Origin of the sequence: Massilia sp. Se16.2.3, assembly GCF_014171595.1 — a bacterium.
Taxonomy (GTDB): Bacteria; Pseudomonadota; Gammaproteobacteria; order Burkholderiales; family Burkholderiaceae_D; genus Telluria.
Map to the genome: position 1 here is coordinate 476,234 of NZ_CP050451.1, position 22,766 is coordinate 498,999.

The following is a 22,766-nucleotide window of genomic DNA, read 5'->3' on the forward strand; positions in this document are numbered from 1 at the left end:
GGTGGCGGTAGCCGCCGCTGTCGCCATACCAGAGCACCAGGTCGGCCCCCAGGCCGTGCAGGCGCCACCAGGCATGTGCCTTCACCAGCTCGCGCGCCAGTGCCAGCCCGGCGCCGTCGCGCACATGGGCCAGCACCAGCGGCAGCTCGCCCGAGATCGCATATGGCCACAGCCTGTCGCGCCCCGCGCTGCTGCGCCCGATGATGTCGGGTCGGCGCGCAGCGCGCGTTCGGGATAGAGCACGGCGCCGGCCAGGCGCGCGTACAGCCGGGTGTCGGCCTCGGCCGCGCCCAGTTGGCGCAGCAAGGCCTGGCTGTGGGTCCAGGCCAGGTCGAAGGCACGCTCGGCCTGGACGCGCGCGCGGTACTTGTCGGCCAGGCGCACCGCCTCGTCGCGCGTGGCGGCCACCCCCAGCACCAGGTCGACCACGGCTTCCTCGCCGGGGGCCAGCGTGAGGACGCGCCGGATCGCGCATACCGGGTCGGCGACCAAACCGGCATGGCCCCCGAGCGGGCCTGTCGCCACCGACGGCGCGGTGCCGTCGGTCTCGTACGAGGCGTCGCCCGCCGCGGCGCCGTGCATGGCCATCAGGTTCAGCAGCCAGGGCGCGGTTTCGTCAAGCCGCGCCGGACGGCGTGTACCCAGGATGGCGCCGCGCTCGGCCAGGATTTCGGTCTGCAGGAAGTGCCGGCCAGGGGAGCGCATCGGCCGCGCCGGCGCTGCGCCAGGCCAGCGGCACGTGGCTGGTCAGCTCGAGGGTGCGGGCCGCGCTCGAGGCATTCGTGACGCGCATGCGCCGCAGTTCGATATCGTCCTCGGGCGAGACCACGATCTCGGTGGCCAGCAGGATGTCGTGGTCGCGCCGGCGCAGTTCCACCCGTCCTTCCGACAGGCAGGCTTCGTACCCATCCGGCACGGCCAGGGTCGGGCGCCAGCCGGCCGACCACAGGGCGCCGCTGTCGACATCGCGCAGGCAGCAGGACAGGCCGCTGTCGGCGCCGCTGCCGTCGCCGCACCAGCGCGTGATGGCGAGATCGCCACAGGCGCTGTAGCCGCCCCCGTCGCTCGTCACCATCACGTGATAGCGGCCGTTCGACAGCAGCTGCAGCTGCACCGGGGTCGCGCCTGGCCCGTGCACGAGGCGCTGCGCCGGCACATGCGCCTGGCGTGGCGCAGCCTGCGCCGCCTCCTGCTCGAAGCGCGGCGCGGCGAAGGCGCCGTTCTCCGGCACCGGTTCCTGCAGCAGGAGCAGGTTCGCGCGCAGGCGCGCGTCGGCCTCGAAGTGGCGCTGCAGCGGGCGCTCGCGCAGCAGCCAGGACAAGGCCAGCAAACCCATCGCCTGGTGCTGGCCGACGAAGGCGCGCACGACCGCATGGCGCTGGCCGCGCGGCAGGCGCGCCGCGCTGCAGTCGAGCGCTTCATAGAAGCCGAATTCGCCCATGCAGCCCAGCTGCGCCAGCCGCTCCAGGTTGGCGCAGGCCGACTGCGGTGCGACCATCAGCGCCAGCATGCCAGCGTACGGGGCGATCACGCTGGCGTCGGCGCTGCCGCGCGCGCAGCCCGTGCCCGGCACACCGAAGGTTCCAGTCTGATACTGCAGCGCGCTGTCGACGCTGTTGCAGGCCGATTCCGACATGCCCCGGGGCAGGCTATGACGGCGCGCATGCTCGACCTGGACACGCACGATCGCATGACAAGCCTGATCGAACAGCGAGCCGCGATAGCGCGGCATGACCAGCAGAGGCGCCAGGTAGTCCGACAGGGCGCCTGCGGGCGAGAGCAGCAGCTGCTCGCCATCGACCACGCATAGCGGCCGCTTCAAGGCAGCCCAGTGCCGTGCAGGCAGCTGGCCGGCGGCGATGCCGACGAAGCTGGCCAATCTCGCCTGCGAAGCCAGCAGGCCGTCGCCTGCCTCCATGAGGCGGTCTTCGTCGACTTGCCAGCCGCGCGCCAGCAGGCCATTGTCAGGACGCTGCAGGAAAGCGAACTCCATCTCCGCGAACTCTCGTGCGCGCCGCACCAGTTCAGCGATGTCCTCCAGGCGCGCGCGCGCCGTGGCGGCGCCCTCCTCCACCATGCGCGCGAGCAGGCGCTGCGCATCGTCCGCGCCGGGTTCCTGCTGGTACGCCGCCAGTTCACGCAGCGTCGGGATGCGCGTCAGGCTGGCGCCGAGCACATATTCCTGCACCGCGCGCATCCAGGGCGCCTGCGCCAGCAGGTCGGCGTGCAGCGCGGCGCACTGGGCATCGAGGCGCTCGCTCCAGGTGCGCAGCACGGAGGGCGCATCCGGCGGCAGGGTACGCAGCAGCGCCGCGGCGGCGTGCGCCATCCCCTGCAGGCAGTCGGCCAGGGCCGGGCAGGGTGCCGCTGTTGCGGCAGCGCTCGGGCGACAGCTGGGCGCGGCAACGCTCGATGGCGGCCTGCACCGGTCGCACCGCACCGGTCGCGTGCTCCTCGACCGGGGCCAGCGTGGTACGGATGCCGTCGAGCCCCTGGCTGCCGGCGATCGGCGCGTCGGCCAGCGCTTCCAGTCCGCCCGCCAGCGTCAGCAGGTGGGCGGCCAGGTTGCCGCTGTCGGTTGTGACCACCTCGCGCGGCTGCAGCGGCGCCAGCGTGCGCGTGTCGTAGCCGGCCAGGAAGTGGCCGCGATGGCGTTCGAGCAGGGCCATGCTGTCGAAGGCGCCGCCCACCCTTTCCAGTAGTTCGCGTGTGGCGATGAAGCCGAAATCCCAGGCCGCCAGGCCAGAGAGCAGCCCCAGGCCGATGTCGGTCGGCGTGGTCGCGTGGGTGAGCGTGGGCTGCGGATATTCCTGCAGCCTGCCTGGTGCCAGCCAGTTCGTCTGCGGACCAACCTGGGTGTCGAAGAAATGCCAGGTGCGCCGCGCCAGCTTCGCGAGGAACTCGGTTTGACCGGCGCGCAGGCCGGGCTGGCGCCGTCCCAGCGGCAGGCTGAGCCACCAGGCCAGCAGCGGCGACAGGAACCACAGCAGGAGCAGCGGCGCGCTTGCGAACAGCGCGAACGGGTGCAGGAAGGTGAGCAGCACCGCGCTGCCGACGGCCAGCACGGGCGCGAACCACATGCTGCGCCAGTTCGCTTCCACGTCGGTGCTGCCCCGCACGAAGCTGGGCGAGCGCCACTCCAGCAGCTTGCGGCGCGAGACCCGCAGGCGCCAGCTGCTGCGCACGATGGCGTCCAGGCTGTACCAGGCCTCGTGCGGCAGGAAGGCCGTGCGCATGGCCGCCTGCCGCAACGCCGCGCGCGCCCTGCGGCTCCAGTTGGCCAGGTGCTGGCGCCACAGCATGTCGCCAGGCTTGTCGGCCGCCGCCAGCAGCAGCGCGGCAAACGCCGGCAGGAAGAACACCGCCAGCGCGGCCGCGCTCCAGAACGCAGGGCTTGAGAGCAGCGCCCAGCACAGGACCAGCAGCGCGAGCAGGGCCGGCGCCACCAGGCTGCGGCGCAGGCTGTCGAACAATTGCCAGCGTGCCGCCGGCGGCAGCCCGGCCCCCGTTCCTGCGCAACCAGCCGGCCAGCTGCCAGGCGCCGCGGATGTGGCGGTGACGGCGGCCGGCATCGTCGCTGTAGCGCCGCGGCGCGGGAAGGTGTACCTGGACGTCCTCCAGTTGCGCGCAGCGCAGGCGCCAGCTGTCCAGTACCCCGTGCGCCAGCACGGCTTCCGGCGCCAGGTCCTGTCCCAGCACGCGCTCGACGGCGTCGACGTCGTAGATGCCAGGATGCCGTCGCTCGTGTTGTCGGCGGCGCTGTCGGGCAAGGCGGCGGCAAGTGGATCGCTGCCGGCGCCGCCGCCGACGCGCTCGTAGCGCGAGACCGGCTCGCCCGGCAGTGCCGGCACCACCCGCGGCCGCAGCAAGCCGTGGCCGGCGACGACATGACGGCCGGCAGCATCGAGCAGCGGACGGTTCAGCGGATGCGCCAGTGCCGCCACCATCTGGCGTACGCTGTCGTGGCCCAGTTGCGCACCGGGCGCGAGGACGACGACGTGGCGCAGCGCCGCCAGACCGGCATTGCCGCCTTCGACCAGGACAAAGCGCTCGCGCGCACCGCCACGCAGGAAGGCGTGCAAGTCAGCCAGGCGGCCATGATCGCGCCCGCGGCCGATCCATGCCTCTTCCGTTTCGCTCCAGGTACGCGGGCGGTGCAGCAGCAGGAAGGGAGCGGAGCCTTCGCCGTGGCGCCCGTTGAGCATGGCGGTCGCGGTGCGTGCCTCCTCCAGCAGTTCGGCATCGCCGAACATCGTCTCCAGCGGCGCATCGGTGAAGTCGCTCAGCAGGCAAAACCGCAGCTGCGGATCGCGGTTGGTCAGGTAATGGGCTTCGAGTGCACGGCACGCGGCCTGGACGTCGTCGACGCTGTCGAGCGCAGTGGAGAGCACCACGATGGCTGCGGCGTCCGCCGGAATGCCGGCGCTGCAATCCATGCGCGGCAGGGGCGGCGCCGGCAGCGGCGGCGCACGCATCAGCACCAGCAGGCCAAGGGCCAGTTCGCCCAGACCCAGCGGCGCCAGCATGCCAAGCGCCAGCAGGGTCGCAATGCCGGCACCGTCGCCGTAGGCATGTACCAGCACGGCCACCGTGAACAGCAGCGTGAGCGCGGCGAGTGCGCCCGGCAGCATGCTTCCACCCAAGGCGAGCCGGCGCCGCGGGCGGGTATCGTTCAATCCGAGCTTGGCCAGCAAGACCGGCAAGCCCTCCCCGACCAGGTAATGCCCGACGTGGCGCGTGCGCATGTCGCCGTCCTGCCCGAACCGGGAGGCACTGGCCAGGGCCAGCGCCGTCACGGCGACCAGTTGTTCGTCGCGCCCGGCGCGGCGCGCCAGGCCGGCCACGGTTGCCCGGTAATGCCTGCGCGTGCCGCGGTCCATGCGGCCATACACGCCGGCCGGGTCGCGGCAGAGTGTGCGTTCGAGCGCGCTCATGTTCTCGACCAGGGCGTCCCAGTCGATGCGGTCCAGCCCGCCGAGGCCGGCGATGCTGTTGGCGAGGGAGGTATCGTCGGCCTCGTCGCCGGTCCTGGCATCAAGGCGCGCGGCCAGGCGGCGCAGGTTCTCGACCAGGGCCAGGCGCAACACCGTCGGCATGGCGTCCAGTTCGGCCAGCTGCAGCGGCGCTCCTTCGGCGTAGGCGGCAAGGGAAGCGCACCAGGCTTTCGTGCTCGACGCAGCCGTCGCCATGCGCCACCAGTTCCAGCGCCAGCTGGTAGACGCGTGGACAGCTTGAAGCGGACGGCGGCGCCAGCAGGGGCCAGCCGCCTGTGCCGTGCGCGAGCAGGTAGCGCCGCGCCAGGCGGATCTGTTCGGCGATCAGCTGGTAAGCGTCGAGCAGCGCCTCGGCCGCGGGTGGCAAGACCTGGCCCATGCGTGCGGCGTGCGCCAGCGTGGCACTGGTCCCCCTCCGGGAAGGCGGCATTCTCCACCAGGCGCGCCAGCAGCGGCTCGGCCTCGCCTCCGGCCGTCACCGCGTGGCGGCTTGCCAGCTTGCTGCCATGCACCGCCATCCGGGCCGCGCCGAAACGCTCGGCGCGCAGCGGCGCCGTGTCCGCGCCGCCCGCCGCATGCGCGTGGGAGCGTGGGGCGCGCGGCACCTCGGATGGGGTTGCGGATCTTCGTTCAACAGGGGCCTCGATGATGAGCGTGCGTGCCGACCGATGCGGCCCGATGGGATCGCGTGCGGCCGGTACGGCCATGCCTTGCGCGGCCCGATGGCCCCCGCGGGGGCCCATCGCACGACGCTTCTCATGCTAGAAGATCCGCGGCTGAGAGACCGTGCGATAACGAACAGAGGTGTCGTCGGCGGTCCTACCCGAGCAAGGCCAGGCCACCGGCCAGGTGCCAGACCCGGCGCTGCCCGAACGCCAGCGCCAGCCGCGCCGCCTGGGCGCTGCGCTTGCCGCTGCGGCAGAAGAACACCAGCGGCCGCGTTTCATCGCGCAGCCACTCTCCCTCATCGGCCAGGCGCGACAGCGGCAGGTTGCGCGTTGCGCGCCCGGCCAGCTGCGCGCCGCCGGCCGCGTGCTCGCAGGCTTCGCGCACGTCGAGCAGGAGCGCGCCCGGATGCCGGTCGAGGAAGCACGCCAGCTCATCGCGATCGAGCGCCGTCACGCTGCCCTGCCCTGTCTCCGGCACGACGGGATCCACTGTCGCGCACTGCGCCGGCGGCGGCGCGGCGCCCAGCGCCCGGCCGCAATGCGCGATGCGTGCGCAGGCCGCATCGATGAAAGCGTCGTCGGCCAGCGGTCCGAAAGACAGCCGCACCGCGTTGGCACAGCGCCAGGCGGGCAAACCCATCGCCACGAGTACGTGGCTGGGCGCCGCCTGCCCCCGCCGAGCAGGCAGATCCCGCACTGACCCGCAGGTTGGCGGCGTCGAACAGGTCGAGCAGCGCCTTGCCGGACATGCCCGGCACCGAGAAGTTGAGCGTGGTCGGCAGGGCGTGCTCGAAAGGCGCATTGAAGACAAGGTCAGGGAAGACGGCGCGCAGCCCCATCGCCAGGCGCGCGCGCGCAGCCGCCAGCTGGGCCGTCGTCTTGAACGTGCCGCCCCCTCCTCCAGCGCGCGCAGCACGGCGCCCAGCGCGGCAATGCCCGCCATGTTTTCGGTGCCGGAGCGCTGGCCCGCCTCCTGGCCGCCACCGCAGATCAGGGGCGTGTGGGGCGCCCCCTCGCGTACGTAGAGCATGCCGACGCCCTTCGGCGCATACAGCTTGTGGCCCGAAAAGGGCGCGTAGTCGATGCGTGTGCGTTCGAGCGCCAGCGGCAGTTTGCCCAGCGCCTGCACGCAGTCGACCAGCCACAGGGCGCCGCTGCCACATGCCTCGAGCACGTCAGCGATGCCGCCCAGATCGGAGACCACCCGGTCTCGTTGTTCGCCGCCATCGTGCACAGCAGGGCGGTGCGCGGCATCAGTTCGCGCAGCACATCCGGGCGGTGGCGGCCGTCGCCATCGACCGGCAAGGCCTGCAGCGTCAAGCCAGTGCCTAACAGCGCGTTCCAGTGCGCCAGGCTTTCCGGCACGGCCTTGTGCTCGGTCGCGCCATAGACCAGCAAATCGCCGCAAGGCAGGCCGGCGGCGCGGCGTGCGCGAACGGCGCACAGGGCCGACAGCACGGCGGTCTGGATGCCTTCGGTGGCGCCGCTGGTGAACAGCAGGCGGCCGTTGCCGGCCTGGATCACGCGCCGCGCGCGCTCGCGTGCATCGTCGAGCAGGGCACGGGCACGCAGGCCGGCGCCATGGCTGCTGCTGGGGTTGCCGAAAGTGTCGGACAAGGCCGCCTGGGCAGCCTCGCGCGCGGCAGGCAGGATCGGCGAAGTCGCGTTCGCATCGAGGTAGATTTCGCTATGCATAATTCTCGTAAAAAGCACAAACAGGCGTCAAGATCGTGTTATTGTTAAGCAATATGTTACATAGACGAGGCGGGTGGCGCGTTCTGAAATTCGCTAAATTTCGCCTACTTTTAGCATGCACATTCTGTTAGTGACCTATAATTAAAATGAATTCACTAGACAAATTTGATTGCGCCATTCTGGCTGCGCTCCAGGCCGATGCCACCCTGTCGATCTCGGGTCTGAGCGAAAAGGTCGGCCTGTCCAGCACCCCCTGCTGGAAACGGGTCAAGCGCCTCGAGGAAGAGGGCTATATCGAAAGCCGCGTCACCATCGTCAACCGCGAAAAAGTCGGCCTGCCGGTGACGGTGTTCGTCAGCGTGCGCACCACCGAACACGACGAAAAATGGCTGGCACGCTTCGCCGCCGCCGTGATCGCCCTGCCCGAGGTGCTGGAATTTCACCGCATGAGCGGCGACGTCGACTACCTGCTGAAGGTGGCCACCACCGACATCGCCGGCTACGACCGCTTCTACAAGAAGCTGATCAAGACCGCGCAGCTGAGCGGCGTGTCCTCGGCCTTCTCGATGGAGCAGATCAAGTGCACCACGGCGCTGCCGCTGGAGCTGATCGCGCACGGTTTGCCTGCCTGAGTGCCGCTCCACCGCTGAGCTGATTCGTGCGATGATGGCGGCCGTTCGTACTACAAACGGAGACAGGCTGATGCCATCGAAAATGAACATCGCGCCGCTGGCGCTGGCCGCGTTGCTGTGCGCCTCGCACGCAGCGTATGCACAGGAGCAGGTCGTCAGGATCGGCGTGACCGGCCCCCTCTCGGGCGCCAACGCCTTTGCCGGCAAGGACAACGAGAATGGCGTGCGTCTCGCCGTCGAAGAACTCAACGCCCAGAAAATCAAGGCCGGCGGCAAGCTGCTCCGCTTCGAGCTGCAGTCGGAAGATGACGCGGGCGACCCGAAGCAGGGCGTGACGGTTGCGCAGAAACTGGTCGACGGCGGCGTGAAATTCGTGCTGGGCCCGTACAACTCGGGCGTGGCGATTCCCGCTGCGCGCGTCTACAACGATGCCGGCGCATTGATGTCCACCGTCGGCACCAATCCGAAGATCACCCAAAGCGGCTACAAGGGCGTGTTCCGCATCGTCGCCAGCGATTCGCAGGTGGGTGGCGCCATGGCGAATTACGCCGCGCGCGAACTGAAACTCAAGAATGTCGGCATCATCGACGACCGCACGGCCTTCGGCACCGGCATCGCCAACGAATTCAAGCGCCAGGCCCAGGCGGCCGGCATGAAGGTCGCGGGCCACGAGTTCACCAATGACAAGGCAAGCGACTTCGCAGCGATCCTCACCGCGCTGCGCGCGAAAAAGGTCGATGCCGTTTTCTTCGGCGGCTACGCGCCCCAGGCCGCACCGATGGTGCGCCAGATGAAGGCACTCGGCCTGAACGTGCCGCTGCTGGGTGGCGACACCCTGTGCAGCCCCGAGATGGCGAAACTGGGCGGCGCCTTCGTCGGCGAAAACGTGCGCTGCGCCCAGGCCGGCGCGATCATCGCCAGGCAACCGAACGGCCCCGCTTTCCTCAACAAGTACAAGGCACGCTTCAAGCGCGACCCGGACGTCTACGCGCCCTCGTTCTACGATCAAACGATGTTCATCGGCCAGGCGATCAGGAGCGCCAACAGCCTGGATGCGGCAGCGGTGGCGCAGCAGCTGCGCACGCAGAGTTATCCGGGCGTGGTCGGCACCTATGGCTACGATGACAAGGGCAACCTGAAGAAGACCGCCGTCACCGTCTACACATTCAAAAACGGCGCGCTGGCGCCACTGGCAAGCTACTGAGGTAATACGACATGAACCAGACTTTCAAACTCGGCGTCCTGGCCGCCGCCGCACTCATCGCCTGCGCACCGGCTGGCGCGGCCCAGCAGGCCGCAAAGCATGCACACGCCCCTGCCAAGGCGATGACCGTCAACCCGCAGGCCGGCAAGGCCCTGAACAAACTCGCCGACGAGTACTACGACGCGCTGGCGCGCTTCGATCCGGTATCGGCCAGCGAAAGCGGCGACAACCGCTTCATCGACCAGGTCGGCCTGTCGATCGCGCCAGCGGAACGGACTAAACAGTTTGCACGGTATAAAGCGTTCCAGAAGCGCCTGCACGCTATCCACCGCGACGCCTTGTCCCCGCGCGACCAGACCAGCTACGACATCCTCGACTACGAGCTGGCGACCGCCCTGCGCTTCGAACCCTTCCCGGAGCACCTGCTGCCGGTGAGCCAGATGGACAGCCTGCCGGTGACGCTGGCGAACTACGCCAGCGGCCAGGGCGCGCAGCCACTCTCCACGCCGAAGGACTACCGCGCCTATGCCAACCGCCTGGCACAGCTGGCCCCCTGGGTCGACCAGGCCATCGCCAACATGCGCGAGGGGATCAAGCGCGGCATCGTGCAGCCGAAATCGGTGATGGCCTCCGCCCTGCCCCAGTTCAAGCAGCTGGCGGCGACCTCGCCCGACACCAGCATCTACTACACGCCGGTGAAGAACTTCCCGGCCGGTTTTTCCGACGCCGACAAGCGCGCGCTGACCAAGCTGTATAGCGACACCATTGGCGGCAAGCTCAATCCAGCCCTCGGCCGCCTGGCGAGCTTCCTCGAGAAGGAATACCTGCCGGCCGCGCGCACTACCAGCGGCTGGAACGCGTTGCCCGACGGCGCCGAGTGGTACAAGGTGCGCGTGGCGAGCCAGACCACGACCGACCTGACGCCGGAAGCCATCCACGAGATCGGCCTGAAGGAAGTGGCGCGCATCCAGGGAGAATACGGCCGCATCGGCCCGAAGATGGGCTATACGGGCCCGGCCGCCGGCCTGCCGGCCTGGGTGTCGCAGCAGGCGAAATTCAAGCCTTTCAAAACCGAGCAGGAAGTCATCGACGTCTACCGCAAGCTCGACGCCCAGCTGCGTACCAAGCTGCCGGCCATCTTCAACCTGAAGCCGAAGTCGCCGCTGGACCTGCGCCTGGAACCTGAACTGAGCCGCGCCACGGCCTCGGACCACTACACGCCGCCGGCGGTGGACGGCAGCCGTCCGGGCGTGTTCTGGTCGGTCGTGAACGACCCGACCCAGTACGGCAGCACCGGCATGGTCACCCTGTTCCTGCACGAAGGCCAGCCAGGCCACCACTTCCACATCGCCCTGGTGCAGGAACTCGGCCTGCCGAACTTCCGCAAATTTGGCGGCAACAACGCCTTCACTGAAGGCTGGGCGCTGTATGCGGAAACGCTGGGCAAGGACATGGGGCTGTTCGACAAGCCAGAGGATTACTTTGGCCACCTGAACGACGAAATGCTGCGCGCCGCACGCCTGGTGGTCGACACCGGCCTGCACACCAAGGGCTGGTCGCGCGAACAGGCGATCAAGTATTTCAGCGATACGCTGGGCTACAGCGAGCTTGAATCGCGGGCCCAGATCGAACGCTACATGGTGTGGCCGGGCCAGGCGCTGGGCTACAAGATCGGTTCGCTGAAGATCCTCGAACTGCGCCACCGCGCCGAAGCCGCGCTCGGACCGAAGTTCGACATCCGCAAGTTCCACGACATCGTGCTCGGTGAAGGCACGCTGCCGCTGGCGCTGCTGGAGAAGAAGGTGGATCGCTGGATTGCGGCGAGCAAATAATCAAGGCTGGGGTCAGGTCTGACATTTGGACACGGCCTCAGCCTTAATGCAAAAAGCTGGGGTCAGGTCTGACATTCAGACACGACCTCAGCCTTGGCATCAGGCCGTATGCCGCACGGCTGCGCAATCTCAGCGACGACTGGCTTGCATGCCCTACCGTTACGGGCATGACCCGACCACTCCGACTCGAATTTCCCGGCGCCCTCTACCACGTCACAGCGCGCGGCAACCGGCGCAACCCCATCTATCTGACCGATTCCGATCGCCGGGCCTGGCTTGATGTGCTCACGCTCGTGTGTGAACGTCACCATTGCGTCATCCATAGCTTTTGCCAGATGACCAATCACTACCATTTGCTCGTCGAAACGATGGGGGCGAATCTTTCGCAGGCCATGCGTCAGCTCAATGGTTTGTACACCCAATATTTCAACTGGCGACACAGCCTCGTCGGGCATCTGTTTCAAGGACGCTATAAAGCCATCCTGGTACAAAAAGAAAGCTATCTACTGGAATTGGCCCGATACATTGTCCTGAATCCTGTGCGTGCGCGAGCGGTATCGTCGCTGGACGATTGGCAATGGAGCAGTCATCATTTAATCGTCGGTGGCGACGATGCCTCACCTCGCTGGCTGGAGCGCGATTGGCTACTCAGCCAATTCGGCGATATCCGTGCCGAAGCGCGTTCCGCCTATCGAGCCTTCGTCCTGGCAGGTATCGATCAGCCCAGCCCGCTTGCCGCAGCACGCCACCAGATTCTTCTAGGCGATGACGCTTTCGTGTCCCGACACCACGATCTGCAACGATCTGAAGAACTGGTCGAAGCCGTCAAGGCTGAGCGCCGAGCCGTGGCACTACCCTTGGCCGAATATCGGACGCGGTATGCGGACAGGAATGAAGCAATGGCCCGCGCCTACCTGTCGACCGCTTTTACGATGCCGCAGATAGCAGCTGCCTTCGGTGTCTCGACCAAGACGGTCAGCCGAGCGATCGCTGTTTTTGAAAGCTCAGCCTGCGCACTTAAGGCCGAGGTCGTGTCCGAATGTCAGACCTGACCCCAGCCTTTGCTTATGACCCCAGCCTTTGCTTACTTCACATTAATAAACGGCACCGCCCCACCTGCCACGTTCGGCAGCTTGCCATCCCATTTCTCGATCGCCAGGCGCTGGTTTTCCATTTCGCGCAGGCGGATCAGTTCGGGCGTGACCTGCTGGCGCTGGATGGCCAACGATTCGGCTTCGGCGCGGGCTTGCGCAACGCGCTGGCGGGCTTCGACTTCGATGCGCAGCAGGTCGCGTTCGGCCTTCAGTTTCAGCTGTTCGGCCGTGGTCTTGGCTTCGATCGCTTCGTTGAACGAGCGCGAGAAGTTGAAGTTCACGATCGAGAACTCGTCGACGACGATGGCGTGGCGGCCCAGACGTTCGCGCAGCGCCGTGACGATCTGGTCGCGCACGTCGGTGCGCCTGGCGATCAGTTCCTCGGCCGTGAAGCGCGCGGTGACGGCTTTCACCGCTTCCTGCACCGATGGGATGATCATGCGCTCGCCCGGTTCGTTGCCCAGGTCGCGGAACACCGTCACCGCGCCTTCCGGCTTGACGTGGTAGTTCAGCGCCACGCGGGTGTGCACGATCTGCAGGTCGCGCGACGCGGCATCGCCCTCGCCTTCGCCCTTCTGGATCGACACGTTGACCAGGTTGATCTTCTGCGCCAGCGGCAGGCGGAAGTGGATGCCCTCGCTCAGGATCTCGTTGCTCGGGCTGCCGAACGTCGTCTTCACGCCCCGGTAACCGGCCGGCACGGTGCCAAACGGTGCCAGTGCGACCAGCAGCACCAGCACAATGATGGCACCGACGATTTTTACGGGAAATCCCCTCATTTTTATTCTCCTTCTCGAGTTCTGCCGAACGATTCTTGCCGTTAGCAGGACGCCATGAATATGACGACCAACAAAGTATATTGTTCGTTGGTCATCAAGAGAATCAGGAATTACCGAAAATCAACTTCGAGAAAAGCGAAGCGTGATGGATCATTGCCGGAGCCGCCCTTGCAGCGGTCCGGCTTGATGCAGTTGCCGTTTACTTCCCGGGCACGATGCGCCAGACGACACCGCCGCCGTCGTCCACCACCAGCAGCGCGCCGTCCTGCGCCACCTCCACCGCCGCCGGGCGTCCCCAGACATCGCGGTCGCTCAACACCATGCCGGTCATGAAGTCCTGGTACTGGCCAGTCGGCACGCCCTTCTTCATCATCACGCGCACCACCTTGTAGCCCGTGCGAATACCCCGGTTCCAGGAACCGTGCAGCGCCAGGAAGATGTCGCCCTCGTACTCCTTCGGAAAGGCATATTTCGCGCCCTTCGGTGCCTGGTAGACCGTCATCCCCAGCGGCGCCGAGTGCGACTGGATCAGGGTGTCCGGTGTCGTTACTTTATCCTTCAGGTCGGGGCGGATGCCCTTCAAGCGCGGGTCTTCTTGGGCGCCGATGTAGTACCACGGCCAGCCGTAGAAGCCGCCCTGCTTCACGCGGGTGACGTAGTCCGGCGGCAGGTTGTCGCCCAGTTCGTCGCGCTCGTTGACGCTGCAGAACAGGTCACCCGTTTGCGGATGCACCAGCATGCCGACGCAGTTGCGCAGGCCATTGGCATAGGGGCGGCGGTTGCGGCCGTCGACATCGAAGGCCAGTACCGCGGCGCGCTCGGTTTCTTCGCCCCAGGCTGCGCCCAGGCCATACTTCGCTTCCCACTGCGCCAGCGGCAACGAGGGCTGCGCGCCGATGCGTGATGCGATGTTGGTCGCCGAGCCGACCGACAGGAACATGGTCTTGCCGTCTTTCGAGAAGGCCAGCGTGCGCGTGACGTGGCCACCGCTGGTGTCGCTGATCTTGTCGACGACGACTTCCGGCTCGCCCTGCGCCTTCAGGTCGCCCACGCTGTAGGGAAAGCGCACGACCGAATTGACGTTGGCGACGTACAGGTAGGTCGGGTTCGGTCCGGCCGGCCACAGGGCCATGCCGTAGGGACGCGACAGGCCGGTGGCGTACACGCTGACGCCATCGGCCTTGATGCCGTCTGTCGAGCGCAGGATCGTGATCTGGCCCTTGGCCGCTTCCGACAGGAAGATGTCGCCGTTCGGCGCGCGCAGCGGCAGGCGCGATTTGCCGAGATTCTCGGCATAGATGCCAACTTTAAAACCTTTCGGGACGGCCGGCAGCGCGCCGTCCGGACGCGGCGCCAGCTTCGGGCCGTTGCCGGCGCTTTCGCTGGCGAAGGGCTGGACCAGGTCGGCGACACGGATGCGGTGCAGGTCGCCTGGCTTGTCGACAGTCAGGCGGCGGCATCCGCACCGCCTGCCTTCGCGCTTTCCGGCGCTGCAGCCACAGCGGCCTGGCCGCTTTGCCCGGCCAGGAAATCGATCACGGCGGCGCGCTGCTTCGCGTCGGCGACGCCGATCGGCATCGCGGTGCCGGGTACGTCCTTGTTCGGGTCGCGCAGGAAGACGTCGAGCTCTGCGCGGGTCCAGGTTTTACCTGCCGCGCCGGCTTTCGTCAGGGCCTCGGTGTAGTTGAAATGCGGGACGGCGGCGGCTTTGCGCTCGAGGACGTTGAACAGGCCAGGGCCAGCGCGCGAGGACAGTTTATTGTCGACGGTGTGGCAGCTGGCGCAGTTTTGTTCGAAGTAGGTTTGGCCGAGGGTGGGGGCGGCGTGGGCGATGCCGGCCAGGGCCAAGTTGGCGGCAATGACCGCGGTGAGTTGTGTTTTCACGGTTAGTCTTCCATGTTCGTCGTGGTCGCGCAGAGCCAGGGGCGTGCACCCGATATCGGGGCTGTTGCCCGCTCTGTTATTGATATGTTGAATCCGCGTGGGCTCAAGAGCCCACCCTACAAGAGACGCCGCGTATCCGCGTGGGCTCGGGGCGCCCACCCTACAGTTTCGTAGGGTGGGCACTTGTGCCCACGCGGATTGAAGCGTCCGATCATCGCGAACGCGGGGGTAGTCTCAATCGACCATGAACACCGGATACCGGCGCCATTCCGGCTCGCGGTACTTCGCGCAGTTGGCGAAGATGAAGTCGAGCACCGCTTCCTGGTTCACCAGCAACGAAGGATTGGCCGCCTTCCATGCGGCGAACTTCGCCGCCAGTTCCGGCTCCTCGCTCAGCAAACGCTCGGCCTCGTCCTCGAACACATAATTCGAATACGCTTCCTTCTTCTCCAGCACGCTGTTGAAGAAGCCCCAGCGGAAGTAGCTGTCGTGGGCCAGGGGCTCCAGCGTTTCGACGACGTAGCGCGCGCGGTCCTGGGCTAGCGAGATCACATAGTCGCCGGCGCGTACCAGCACGGCGCCGCGGCGCTTTTCCAGCTGCACCTCGTCGTGGAACATGTGGCCTTCGTAGGCGTTCGGACGCGATGCCACCGACACGACGTGGTACCAGGCCACGTCCTGCATGCGGTCCTCGCTCACGCGCTCCATCGCCACGCCGTTCAGTTGCAGGCGTTCGATGGCGTCAACCCAGGCTTGCGGCACGATATAGGCTTTTGGCGCCGCCACCGTCACATCGGCATTGAAACGGTTGTAGTAGGTGATGTCGCGCTCCCATGGGCTGGAACGGTCGTAGTACAGGCGGGTGTAGTCGCCCAGCACGCTCGGCTTGTATTTCGCTTCATAGCCCTTGAAGCGGAAGGTGGCGGTGTTCTCTTCGTCCATGACCCAGTGGATCGGCCACTCGGCGCGCGTGCGTCCGAGCTGCCTGGCGGCGCGCCGCAACGACTGGATCTGCTCCGCGTTTCGCACCGTGAACTCGAGCGCCGTCTCGACCAGGGCGCGCATCGATTCGTAGCGGTCGCGGAAAGGTTTGAGCATGTGCGTCTCGGGCATGAAACCGATCGTGTGGTGCAGGGCCGCGTAACCGGTCGAGAAGCGCGCCGTTTCCAGGAATTCGGCGATGCCATGGTCCGGGCTGTCCTTGACCGGGTTCACGTAGGGACAGGTCGGCCAGCCGCGCGCCTCCATCCCGGCATACAGCGCCGGCAGCATGGTGCCAGTCAGGAAGGTGCCGAGTTCTCCGCCCAGCTTGTCGGCCTGGGTGTGGATCAGCGTCATCGTATAGCTGTAGTCGGCGCCGTTCGACGTATGGGTGTCCACCATCACGTCCGGGTCCCAGGACGTGAACAGCCTGTTGAACACCTGGGCGGTGAGCGTGTCGCACTTGACGAAGTCGCGGTTCAGGTCCAGGTGGCGGCTGTTGCCACGAAAGCCGAACTGCTCCGGGCCGTCCTGGTTCACGCGCGAGGTGTTGGCGCGGTTGATGCTGCCGTCGACGTTATACAGCGGGACGAACAGGAACACGGTCTGGCCCAACGCAGCCAGGCGCTCCGGCTGGATACAGAAATCGCGCACCAGGGCCATGCAGGCATCGACGCCTTCCGGTTCGCCCGGGTGGATGCCGTTGTTGTTGAAGAAGACAGGCCGCCCGGCCGCCTTGATGGCATCACGCTCGAACACGCCGTCGCTGCTGACCACGCCGGCGTGGATCGGCAGCCCGGCGTCCGAGGTGCCGACGACGCCAAAGCGCAGCACGTTTGGATAGCGCCGCGCCAGGTCCTCATACCAGGCGATGCACTCGCCCAGGGTGGTGGTCTGGTTCTGGTTGCCCAGTTCATAGGGCGTCTTCAATTCGTTCGACAGTGGGTTCGACATAAGGATCCGGCAGGAGGTTAAAGGCCAAGCCGCTACGATACCGCAGATGCACCGGCCGGTGGCAATGGGGGCGGCAACGGGGCCGGTAACGGAGGTGGCGGGGACAGCGGCAGCGCGATCGTCACCGTGGTGCCGCGCTCGGGTGCCGAACGCACCTCGATCGTGCCGTGCAGCGCATACACGCGCTCGCGCATGCCGATGATGCCGATGCCCTCGGAATTGTGCGCCGGGTCGAAGCCGTGGCCATTGTCCTCGACCTCGATGCGCAGGGTGTCCCTGGGTGCGTCCAGCACCAGCGTCACCTCGGCCGCCGTCGCGCCGGCATGCTTCATCACGTTCGACAGCGCTTCCTGCACGATGCGATAGGCCGAAATCGCCAGCTCGTTGCCGAGCCGGGAAAAGTCCCCGTCCGAGTGGAAGGCGAAGCGGCAACCTGACCCGCTGTCGTAGTGACGCAGCATCTCTTCCACGGCGCCGTGCAGGCCGAGCATGTCCAGCACTTCCGGGCGCAGGCGCCGAACCAGGCGGCGGCCGTTGGCGTACAGGTCGAGGGCGAGCTTCGTGATCGCGCCGGCCTTGGCGCGGATCTCGTCCACTTCCGGCGCGGGCGGTGCCTTCGAGGCCAGCATGCCGATGCTCTGCGCTTCCAGGCGCACCGCGATCAGCGAGGCATTGAGTTCGTCGTGGATCTCGATGGCGATGCTCTTGCGTTCGTCCTCGATGATGCTGTTTACTTTCTGGATCAGCTTTCGCTTGTCGGCGTCGGCCCTTAACGCCTCGTTGCGCGAGGCGACCAGGTCGCGCGTGCGCGCGGCGACCTTGTTCTCGAGGTCCTGGGTCGAGCGCTCGAGCGCCACCGACATCTCGCCGATCGACTCCTGCAGTTCGCCCACTTCGCCGCCCGTCGTCACCGGCAGCTCGATGCGGTACTGGCCGCCGCGGATGGCACGCAGGGCGTCGATCGCTTCCTTCAGCGGCTGCGTCAGCGAGCGTGCCAGCACCCAGGCCAGCACGCCGCTGGCAACCAGGGCCAGCGCCGCGATGGCCACCTCGACCTGGAAGCGGCGGGTCTGCTTGGCCAGCATGTTCGCCGGCGACATCGTCACCCGCACCGAACCGACGATCTCGGTGGTGAGCGTGGGCGGGCGCGCGTCGCTCGAGGCCGAGACGTGCGGCGTGCCGTTGTCCGAAAACAGGTTGATCCACACGACCTGCTTGCGGATCGGCGCCTCGTAGTAGTGCGGCTCGGCGTCCTGGGCGGAGTCGGAAGTCACGCGCACCGCGCGCTTGCCGGCGGCATCGACCACGTCGACGCGGAAGATGCTTTTATCGGACTGCACCAGGCCATTGATAGTCAGGCGCAGGTCCGTCAGGTTGCCGGAGATGACGTTGTATTCGCTCGTCTCAGCCAGTGCCCGCGCGAGGATGCGGCCCCGTTCGGCCAGTTCCTCGGCCACCTGCGCGCGGTGCGCATACCAGGAATACCAGACGAAGGCGGTGAACAGGAACACGACCGGCAGCATGGTAATGAAGGCCATGCGCAGGCCGATGCTCCAGCTGCGCCAGAAGGTCCAGGAACGCGCGGTCATGGCCGCGCCCGTGCAAAGCGCCTTGCCTCGTCGCTCACGACCAGGTCAAGCGAGCGTGCCACGCCCTCGTTGATCGCGGTGCGGAAGTAATGGGGGAACTGCGGCGCCGGCAGCTCGCCGCTGGCGACAAAACTGGCGGCCATCTCGGCCACTTGCGTGTTGATGTCCTCGATCTCGGAATAAGTCGTGGCCAGCGCGCCCACTTTCACCATGTCGCTGGAAAAGCCGATCACGCCCTGCTTGCGGCGATAGGTCGAGAGCAGGATGTTGCGGATGTTTTCCGGGTTGTAGATGGCGCTGTCGGGCAGTGCCAGCAGCACTTCGCTGTGCCGGGTACGTGCCAGCAGGTCGCCGATGTCGGCCACGGCATCGTTCGTTTCCTGGCCCAGGGGCGCCCTGGCCTGCACGAGGTCGACCTGGCCTTGCAGCAGCGGCAGCAGGTAGGCGGTGTCCAGGCCGAGGATGGCCGCCACCCGCACCGGCCGCCGGTACAGCAGGGCCGCCAGGCGCAGCTGGTCCCGTGGTGCCGGCTCGGCATACACGGCCGTCATGGCGCGGGCGCGGTTCGCGGGCAGGCGCGCATGCAGCGCGCGCCAGACCTGGCTCGACGTGTACGCCGCAATCACCACGCAGTCGCAGCGGCGCGCGGCCGCTTCGCGCAGGCCGTCCGGGCCGATCGCCACATAGACCATGCGCCGGCGCTGTGCCAGTTCGGTGCGGAAGGCAGCGAAAGTAGGGACCAGGCGCTTGTACAGATCCTCGGCGATGCGCGCGGTGACGGCGCTGTCGTCGTTGCCGGTGACGATCTGGAAGCGGTAACCCTCGGCCTGGGGCGCGCGGCGGGTGCACCGGGGTGCCGGCCAGGGCGAGCGCGCACTGCGCCGCCAGCGCCAGCCCGAGCGCCAGCGCGCCGATCCGCCTGCGCAAGCCCTGCAAGCTGCGATCCATCGCGCTTAAGGCTGGATCAGGCCATATTTGACGGCCAGTTTGGTGATGTGGGCCTGGCGCTCGACGCCCAGCTTTTCCTTGATCGACTGGCTGGTGTTGCTGATGGTCTTGGTCGACAGGTTCAGGCGCTCGGCGATCTCGCCGTTGGTCAGCCCCTCGGCCATCAGCTTGAAGATTTCCAGGCCGCGCTCGTCCAGCTGCGACTGCGGCGAGACGTCGCCGCGCACGGCGATGCTGGCCAGGCGCTCGGCAATCTGGGGAGGGAAATACAGCTTGCCGCCATGGGCCTGGCGCACGGCCGTGGCCAGGTCGGCCGGGTCGCAATCCTTGGTGACGAAGGCATGCGCGCCGATGCGGTAGGTTTCCTTGATCAGGCTATCCTGGTCGAACTGGCTGAGGAAGACGACTTTCGCATGCGGGTCGGCGCGCAGGATGTTCTGGGCCGCGTCCATGCCGGTCAGCTCGGTGCCGAAGCGGATATCGAGCACGACGACGTCGGGCTTGCACTCGGCATACAGCGCCACCGCTTCGCTGGGCGTGCGCGCCTGGCCCACCACATCCATCCCCTCGGCCGCCAACGACATGGCAAACCCGGTCATCACGATCGGATGGTCGTCCGCCAGCATCACACGGATGGCTGCTTCTTTGCTTTGCACACTCATTCTCCTTGGACTACGCGATATCGACCTACCAGTGCCTGGTAACGACCTTTTCCATGCGCTGGAAAAATCATCTGTTGGCAGATGGATTATTCCATACAACGTGGCGCGGAGCGAGTGGCCCTGCCATGTGTCCGCCCAGCAGCGTGTCCCGTGAAACCCGGCGCATGCACGATTGCTAAGAAAACGCTTTACGTATTGCTATGACATAGCATATATTGTTTCTACATGTTAGCCATACGCTGTTCTTCCAATCGGCAATAGCCCCTCACCTTCCCGGACGGGGCGCAACAACAAGGAGATCGCCATGCATTTCTCGCACATGCACCCTGATGGTGGCAGCAAAGCAGGCAAGTTCGCCCTCGTCGCGGGACTCCACGCCTTGATCGCGGTTGGCGTCGTCAACATGATGAACAACAAGACCTTCCCGCTGACGACGATCATCGACAGCATCCCGATCGCCCCGCCCGAAGTCCAGAAGCCGGTCGAGCCGCCACCCGAGCCGCCGAAGCCGCGCACGGAGGTCGCACCGCCCGAGCTCTTCGTGCCGAAGGTCGAGATCGACGTGACGCCGCCGCTCGTCGAGCCGACGGTGATCGCGACAACGAAGGTGGAACCGGTGCAGCCGCCTGTCGCGCCAGTGCGCAGCGATCCGCCGGCCCAGGTCGACACCCCTGCCGCCAAGCCGGGCGCCATCCGCAGCGCCGTGCTGGCCGATGCCAACAGCTGCATCAAGCCGTCCTACCCGATCCAGGCGGCGCGCAATGGCGACACCGGCACGGTCTACCTGGCCCTGCTGGTCGGCACCGACGGCCGCGTGACCAGTTCGCGGGTGCAGAAAACCAGCGGCCACCGTGAACTCGACCGCGCCGCGATGAATGCCTTGAGCCTGTGCCAGTTCAAGCCGGCCATGAACAACGGCGTGCCGGAAGCCGGCTGGGCGCAGATTGCCTACGACTGGAAGCTGGACGAATAGGGCCCCCTCTCCCGTGCTTTTGCCCGCCATCCCTCAGCCTGGCGGGTTTTTTTTCTTCCCTGCGCATCGCGTCTCGCCAGGCGGTTCCCCCGCCGCGCGGCACGATCGGTAACGACATCGAGGATGTACGCATGCTTCCGGATTCATCGACCCCAGCCCCGGGCGGCCTGGCCGGCCTGGCCGGCGCCTTCGCCTTCATCGCCCTGCTCGGCTGGGCTGCCTTGCGGCCGACGCAGCCGCCGCTGCCGGCGCCCAAGCCCGCCACTGCGCCGGCGCCGCAATTCTCCGCTGGCCGCGCAGCCGTCCACCGGAAGTGCTGGCACGCGCGCCGCGCCCGATCGCGAGCAGGATGAACCACGCGGCGCGCGACTACCTGGTGGCGCAACTGCGGGCGCTGGGGCTGGCGCCGCACGTACAGCGCGCCGTGGTGCAGAAGAACTACGTCGACTACAACGCCAACTACGAGGCGACAATGGGCGTGGTGCACAACGTGCTGGTGCGCCTGCCGGGGGCGCGCCCGACCGGCTGCGGCGCCCGGCCCCTGCTGCTGGTGGCGCAGATCGACAGCGAAACGGCCAGCCTGGGCGCGGCGCGCAGCGCAGCGCCCATGGCGGCCCTGCTGGAGACGGTGCGCGCGCTGCGTGCGGGCACGCCGCCGGCGAACGACATCCGGTGCTGTTCGCCGATGGCGAGCGTGTCGGCAGCCTGGGCATGCAGGCCTTCGCCGAGCAGCATCCGTGGGCGCGCGAAGTCGGCCTGGCACTGCGTTTCGACGGCATGGGGAGCAGCGGCGCACTGGAACTGGTGAACACGGCGGGCGCGAACACGGCGACGATTGACGGCTGGCTGCACGCCACACCCGACGTGCGCGGCTCTTCGCTGATGCGCGAAGTCCATGCTCTGGCCCCGGGCGCGCCGCGCATTGGTGCACTGGCGCTGCTGGCGGTGCCGGTATTGCAGTTCGCCAACCGCGGCCGTCCTTTCGATCACGCCGGCGTATCGGACACACCGGGGCGTCTTGAATCGGCCACCCTGCAGCACACGGGCGAGTCGATGCTGCGCCTGGCGCGCCATTTCGGCGGCCAGCGCCTGGCGCCGCCAGGGACGCAAACGCAAGCGGCGCGCGGGCAGGTGTACTTCACCTTGCCCCTGCTTGGCACGGTGCACTACAGCGGCGACCTGGTCTGGACGTTCACGCGCCTGACTGGCCTGCTGCTGGTGGGCGCCGTGTGCGTGGCGATGCAGCGTTCGCAGGTGCGCTATCCCGCGCTGCTGCGCGCCGTATTCCTGATGCCCTGCGTCGCCGTGGCGCTGGGCATGCTGGCCTGGCAGCTGTGGATGCACGTGCCGGCGCTGCACCGCGCCTGGAACCCGGACGCGCCGCAGCATGCGCGCCAGGCCCTCCTTTACCTGGCCGGGCTGTGCGGGGTGTGCAGCGCCCTCTTCATCGTCGCCCAGCGCCGGTGATGCGCCTGACCGGCCTGGCGGCGGCCATGCTGGCGGCCCTGTTTGCGCTGCTGCTGGTACTGGTGCTGGCCAGCTGGCTGGCGCCGGGAGCGAGCTACCTGGTTGCCTGGCCGCTGCTGGCGGCGCTCGGCAGCTTCTGCGCCCTGCATTCGCGCCGGGTACGCGCCTGGCCCGCGGCCGCGCGGCTGGCACTGCTGGTGGCGGGCTTGATACCGGCCGCGCTGCTGGTGCCGCCGGCGCTGCGCGACGCCTACCCGGTGCTGTCGCCGCTGCGCATGAACCTGCCGGTGGCAATGCTGGTGCTGCTGCTTGGCGTGTCGATGCTGTTGCTGGCCCCGCGCGCCGCTTCGTCGCCCGCGCCCTGCTGCTGGCGGGACTGACCGGACTGGCGCTGGCCGGTGCCGCCGACG

General features: G+C 67.5%; 21 protein-coding genes and 1 pseudogene. 9 read left to right on the plus strand and 13 right to left on the minus strand.

All coding sequences use genetic code 11. The features are described from left to right. Positions 1-81: 81 nt before the first annotated feature. The 6 genes and pseudogenes from G4G31_RS27350 to G4G31_RS27980 form a co-directional block, all read right to left on the minus strand. Positions 82-705, minus strand: coding sequence for a hypothetical protein (locus G4G31_RS27350; RefSeq protein ID WP_182990126.1), 624 nt, complete (start codon positions 703-705; stop codon positions 82-84). Further along, positions 617-2,197, minus strand: a complete 1,581-nt coding sequence (locus G4G31_RS27975) for a glucoamylase family protein (protein WP_308622186.1) — start codon at positions 2,195-2,197, stop codon at positions 617-619. Before G4G31_RS27975 ends, G4G31_RS27350 begins: the two co-directional genes overlap by 89 nt. After that, positions 2,136-5,096, minus strand: coding sequence for a hypothetical protein (locus G4G31_RS24930; protein WP_229425282.1), 2,961 nt, complete (start codon positions 5,094-5,096; stop codon positions 2,136-2,138). The genes G4G31_RS27975 and G4G31_RS24930 overlap by 62 nt, the downstream gene beginning before the upstream one ends. Continuing rightward, positions 5,035-5,424 (minus strand): hypothetical protein, encoded by a 390-nt coding sequence (locus G4G31_RS02290; protein ID WP_182990128.1) that lies wholly within the window; start codon positions 5,422-5,424, stop codon positions 5,035-5,037. The genes G4G31_RS24930 and G4G31_RS02290 overlap by 62 nt, the downstream gene beginning before the upstream one ends. Before the next feature lie 389 nt (positions 5,425-5,813). Next, positions 5,814-6,836 carry an aminotransferase class V-fold PLP-dependent enzyme gene (locus G4G31_RS27355; RefSeq protein ID WP_308622039.1) on the minus strand — a complete coding sequence of 341 codons (1,023 nt, stop codon included), beginning with the start codon at positions 6,834-6,836 and terminating at the stop codon, positions 5,814-5,816. Positions 6,837-6,922: 86 nt separating this feature from the next. Next, positions 6,923-7,357, minus strand: a pseudogene (locus G4G31_RS27980) (aminotransferase class V-fold PLP-dependent enzyme); the annotation flags it as partial. Between the two features lie 146 nt (positions 7,358-7,503). On the opposite strand from G4G31_RS27980, the gene G4G31_RS02300 reads away from it, so the two are divergent. The 4 genes from G4G31_RS02300 to G4G31_RS02315 all read left to right on the plus strand — a co-directional run bounded on the left by G4G31_RS02300 (position 7,504) and on the right by G4G31_RS02315 (position 12,077). After that, positions 7,504-7,989, plus strand: coding sequence for an Lrp/AsnC family transcriptional regulator (locus G4G31_RS02300; protein ID WP_182990129.1), 486 nt, complete (start codon positions 7,504-7,506; stop codon positions 7,987-7,989). 70 nt (positions 7,990-8,059) lie between these two features. Next, complete coding sequence (locus G4G31_RS02305; RefSeq protein ID WP_182990130.1) at positions 8,060-9,193, plus strand: branched-chain amino acid ABC transporter substrate-binding protein; 1,134 nt, start codon at positions 8,060-8,062, stop codon at positions 9,191-9,193. Positions 9,194-9,204: 11 nt separating this feature from the next. Beyond that, positions 9,205-11,025 carry a DUF885 family protein gene (locus tag G4G31_RS02310; protein ID WP_182990131.1) on the plus strand — a complete coding sequence of 607 codons (1,821 nt, stop codon included), beginning with the start codon at positions 9,205-9,207 and terminating at the stop codon, positions 11,023-11,025. 167 nt (positions 11,026-11,192) lie between these two features. Continuing rightward, positions 11,193-12,077: a transposase gene (locus G4G31_RS02315; RefSeq protein WP_182990132.1), complete on the plus strand. Its 885-nt coding sequence runs from the start codon at positions 11,193-11,195 to the stop codon at positions 12,075-12,077. Positions 12,078-12,109: 32 nt separating this feature from the next. Here G4G31_RS02315 and G4G31_RS02320 read toward each other — a convergent pair whose 3' ends face one another. The 7 genes from G4G31_RS02320 to G4G31_RS02345 form a co-directional block, all read right to left on the minus strand. Beyond that, on the minus strand, positions 12,110-12,898 hold the full coding sequence (locus tag G4G31_RS02320; RefSeq protein ID WP_182990133.1) for a prohibitin family protein: 789 nt from the start codon (positions 12,896-12,898) through the stop codon (positions 12,110-12,112). Between the two features lie 199 nt (positions 12,899-13,097). Then, complete coding sequence (locus G4G31_RS24945) at positions 13,098-14,348, minus strand: PQQ-dependent sugar dehydrogenase (RefSeq protein WP_308622187.1); 1,251 nt, start codon at positions 14,346-14,348, stop codon at positions 13,098-13,100. Then, complete coding sequence (locus G4G31_RS24950; RefSeq protein WP_229425283.1) at positions 14,345-14,782, minus strand: cytochrome c family protein; 438 nt, start codon at positions 14,780-14,782, stop codon at positions 14,345-14,347. The genes G4G31_RS24945 and G4G31_RS24950 overlap by 4 nt, the downstream gene beginning before the upstream one ends. A gap of 234 nt (positions 14,783-15,016) precedes the next feature. Beyond that, positions 15,017-16,717: a M14 family zinc carboxypeptidase gene (locus G4G31_RS02330; protein WP_229425284.1), complete on the minus strand. Its 1,701-nt coding sequence runs from the start codon at positions 16,715-16,717 to the stop codon at positions 15,017-15,019. 32 nt (positions 16,718-16,749) lie between these two features. Beyond that, positions 16,750-18,306 (minus strand): ATP-binding protein, encoded by a 1,557-nt coding sequence (locus G4G31_RS02335; protein WP_182990134.1) that lies wholly within the window; start codon positions 18,304-18,306, stop codon positions 16,750-16,752. After that, positions 18,303-18,998: a hypothetical protein gene (locus G4G31_RS02340; RefSeq protein ID WP_182990135.1), complete on the minus strand. Its 696-nt coding sequence runs from the start codon at positions 18,996-18,998 to the stop codon at positions 18,303-18,305. The genes G4G31_RS02335 and G4G31_RS02340 overlap by 4 nt, the downstream gene beginning before the upstream one ends. A 261-nt stretch (positions 18,999-19,259) precedes the next feature. Then, on the minus strand, positions 19,260-19,916 hold the full coding sequence (locus G4G31_RS02345) for a response regulator transcription factor (RefSeq protein ID WP_182990136.1): 657 nt from the start codon (positions 19,914-19,916) through the stop codon (positions 19,260-19,262). A 304-nt stretch (positions 19,917-20,220) separates the two neighbouring features. Between G4G31_RS02345 and G4G31_RS02350 the strand changes: the two genes are divergently transcribed. From G4G31_RS02350 to G4G31_RS02365, 5 genes are all read left to right on the plus strand, one after another. After that, on the plus strand, positions 20,221-20,889 hold the full coding sequence (locus G4G31_RS02350; protein WP_182990137.1) for an energy transducer TonB: 669 nt from the start codon (positions 20,221-20,223) through the stop codon (positions 20,887-20,889). Positions 20,890-21,020: 131 nt separating this feature from the next. Continuing rightward, the gene (locus G4G31_RS02355; protein WP_182990138.1) at positions 21,021-21,242 is read left to right on the plus strand and encodes a hypothetical protein; all 222 of its coding nucleotides are present in this window, start codon (positions 21,021-21,023) and stop codon (positions 21,240-21,242) included. Beyond that, a complete protein-coding gene (locus G4G31_RS24955; protein WP_229425285.1) occupies positions 21,239-21,697 on the plus strand; it encodes a hypothetical protein in 459 nt (152 codons plus the stop codon). Before G4G31_RS02355 ends, G4G31_RS24955 begins: the two co-directional genes overlap by 4 nt. After that, positions 21,601-22,356, plus strand: coding sequence for a hypothetical protein (locus G4G31_RS02360; protein ID WP_229425682.1), 756 nt, complete (start codon positions 21,601-21,603; stop codon positions 22,354-22,356). Before G4G31_RS24955 ends, G4G31_RS02360 begins: the two co-directional genes overlap by 97 nt. Next, positions 22,353-22,736, plus strand: a complete 384-nt coding sequence (locus tag G4G31_RS02365) for a hypothetical protein (protein WP_182990140.1) — start codon at positions 22,353-22,355, stop codon at positions 22,734-22,736. The genes G4G31_RS02360 and G4G31_RS02365 overlap by 4 nt, the downstream gene beginning before the upstream one ends. Positions 22,737-22,766 lie beyond the last annotated feature (30 nt).

Bases quoted from the DNA above. Each gene is read 5' to 3' on its own strand.
- G4G31_RS02355 (WP_182990138.1), top strand. From the start codon at position 21,021: ATGCTTCCGGATTCATCGACCCCAGCCCCGGGCGGCCTGGCCGGCCTG.
- G4G31_RS02350 (WP_182990137.1), top strand. From the start codon at position 20,221: ATGCATTTCTCGCACATGCACCCTGATGGTGGCAGCAAAGCAGGCAAG.
- G4G31_RS02340 (WP_182990135.1), bottom strand. From the start codon at position 18,998: ATGGTCTATGTGGCGATCGGCCCGGACGGCCTGCGCGAAGCGGCCGCG.
- G4G31_RS24955 (WP_229425285.1), top strand. From the start codon at position 21,239: ATGAACCACGCGGCGCGCGACTACCTGGTGGCGCAACTGCGGGCGCTG.
- G4G31_RS02345 (WP_182990136.1), bottom strand. From the start codon at position 19,916: ATGAGTGTGCAAAGCAAAGAAGCAGCCATCCGTGTGATGCTGGCGGAC.
- G4G31_RS02300 (WP_182990129.1), top strand. From the start codon at position 7,504: ATGAATTCACTAGACAAATTTGATTGCGCCATTCTGGCTGCGCTCCAG.
- G4G31_RS24930 (WP_229425282.1), bottom strand. From the start codon at position 5,096: ATGCCGACGGTGTTGCGCCTGGCCCTGGTCGAGAACCTGCGCCGCCTG.
- G4G31_RS02315 (WP_182990132.1), top strand. From the start codon at position 11,193: ATGACCCGACCACTCCGACTCGAATTTCCCGGCGCCCTCTACCACGTC.
- G4G31_RS02305 (WP_182990130.1), top strand. From the start codon at position 8,060: ATGCCATCGAAAATGAACATCGCGCCGCTGGCGCTGGCCGCGTTGCTG.
- G4G31_RS27350 (WP_182990126.1), bottom strand. From the start codon at position 705: ATGCGCTCCCCTGGCCGGCACTTCCTGCAGACCGAAATCCTGGCCGAG.
- G4G31_RS02360 (WP_229425682.1), top strand. From the start codon at position 21,601: ATGCAGGCCTTCGCCGAGCAGCATCCGTGGGCGCGCGAAGTCGGCCTG.
- G4G31_RS02320 (WP_182990133.1), bottom strand. From the start codon at position 12,898: ATGAGGGGATTTCCCGTAAAAATCGTCGGTGCCATCATTGTGCTGGTG.
- G4G31_RS02290 (WP_182990128.1), bottom strand. From the start codon at position 5,424: ATGCCGCCTTCCCGGAGGGGGACCAGTGCCACGCTGGCGCACGCCGCA.
- G4G31_RS27975 (WP_308622186.1), bottom strand. From the start codon at position 2,197: ATGCGCGCGGTGCAGGAATATGTGCTCGGCGCCAGCCTGACGCGCATC.
- G4G31_RS02335 (WP_182990134.1), bottom strand. From the start codon at position 18,306: ATGACCGCGCGTTCCTGGACCTTCTGGCGCAGCTGGAGCATCGGCCTG.
- G4G31_RS02310 (WP_182990131.1), top strand. From the start codon at position 9,205: ATGAACCAGACTTTCAAACTCGGCGTCCTGGCCGCCGCCGCACTCATC.
- G4G31_RS02330 (WP_229425284.1), bottom strand. From the start codon at position 16,717: ATGTCGAACCCACTGTCGAACGAATTGAAGACGCCCTATGAACTGGGC.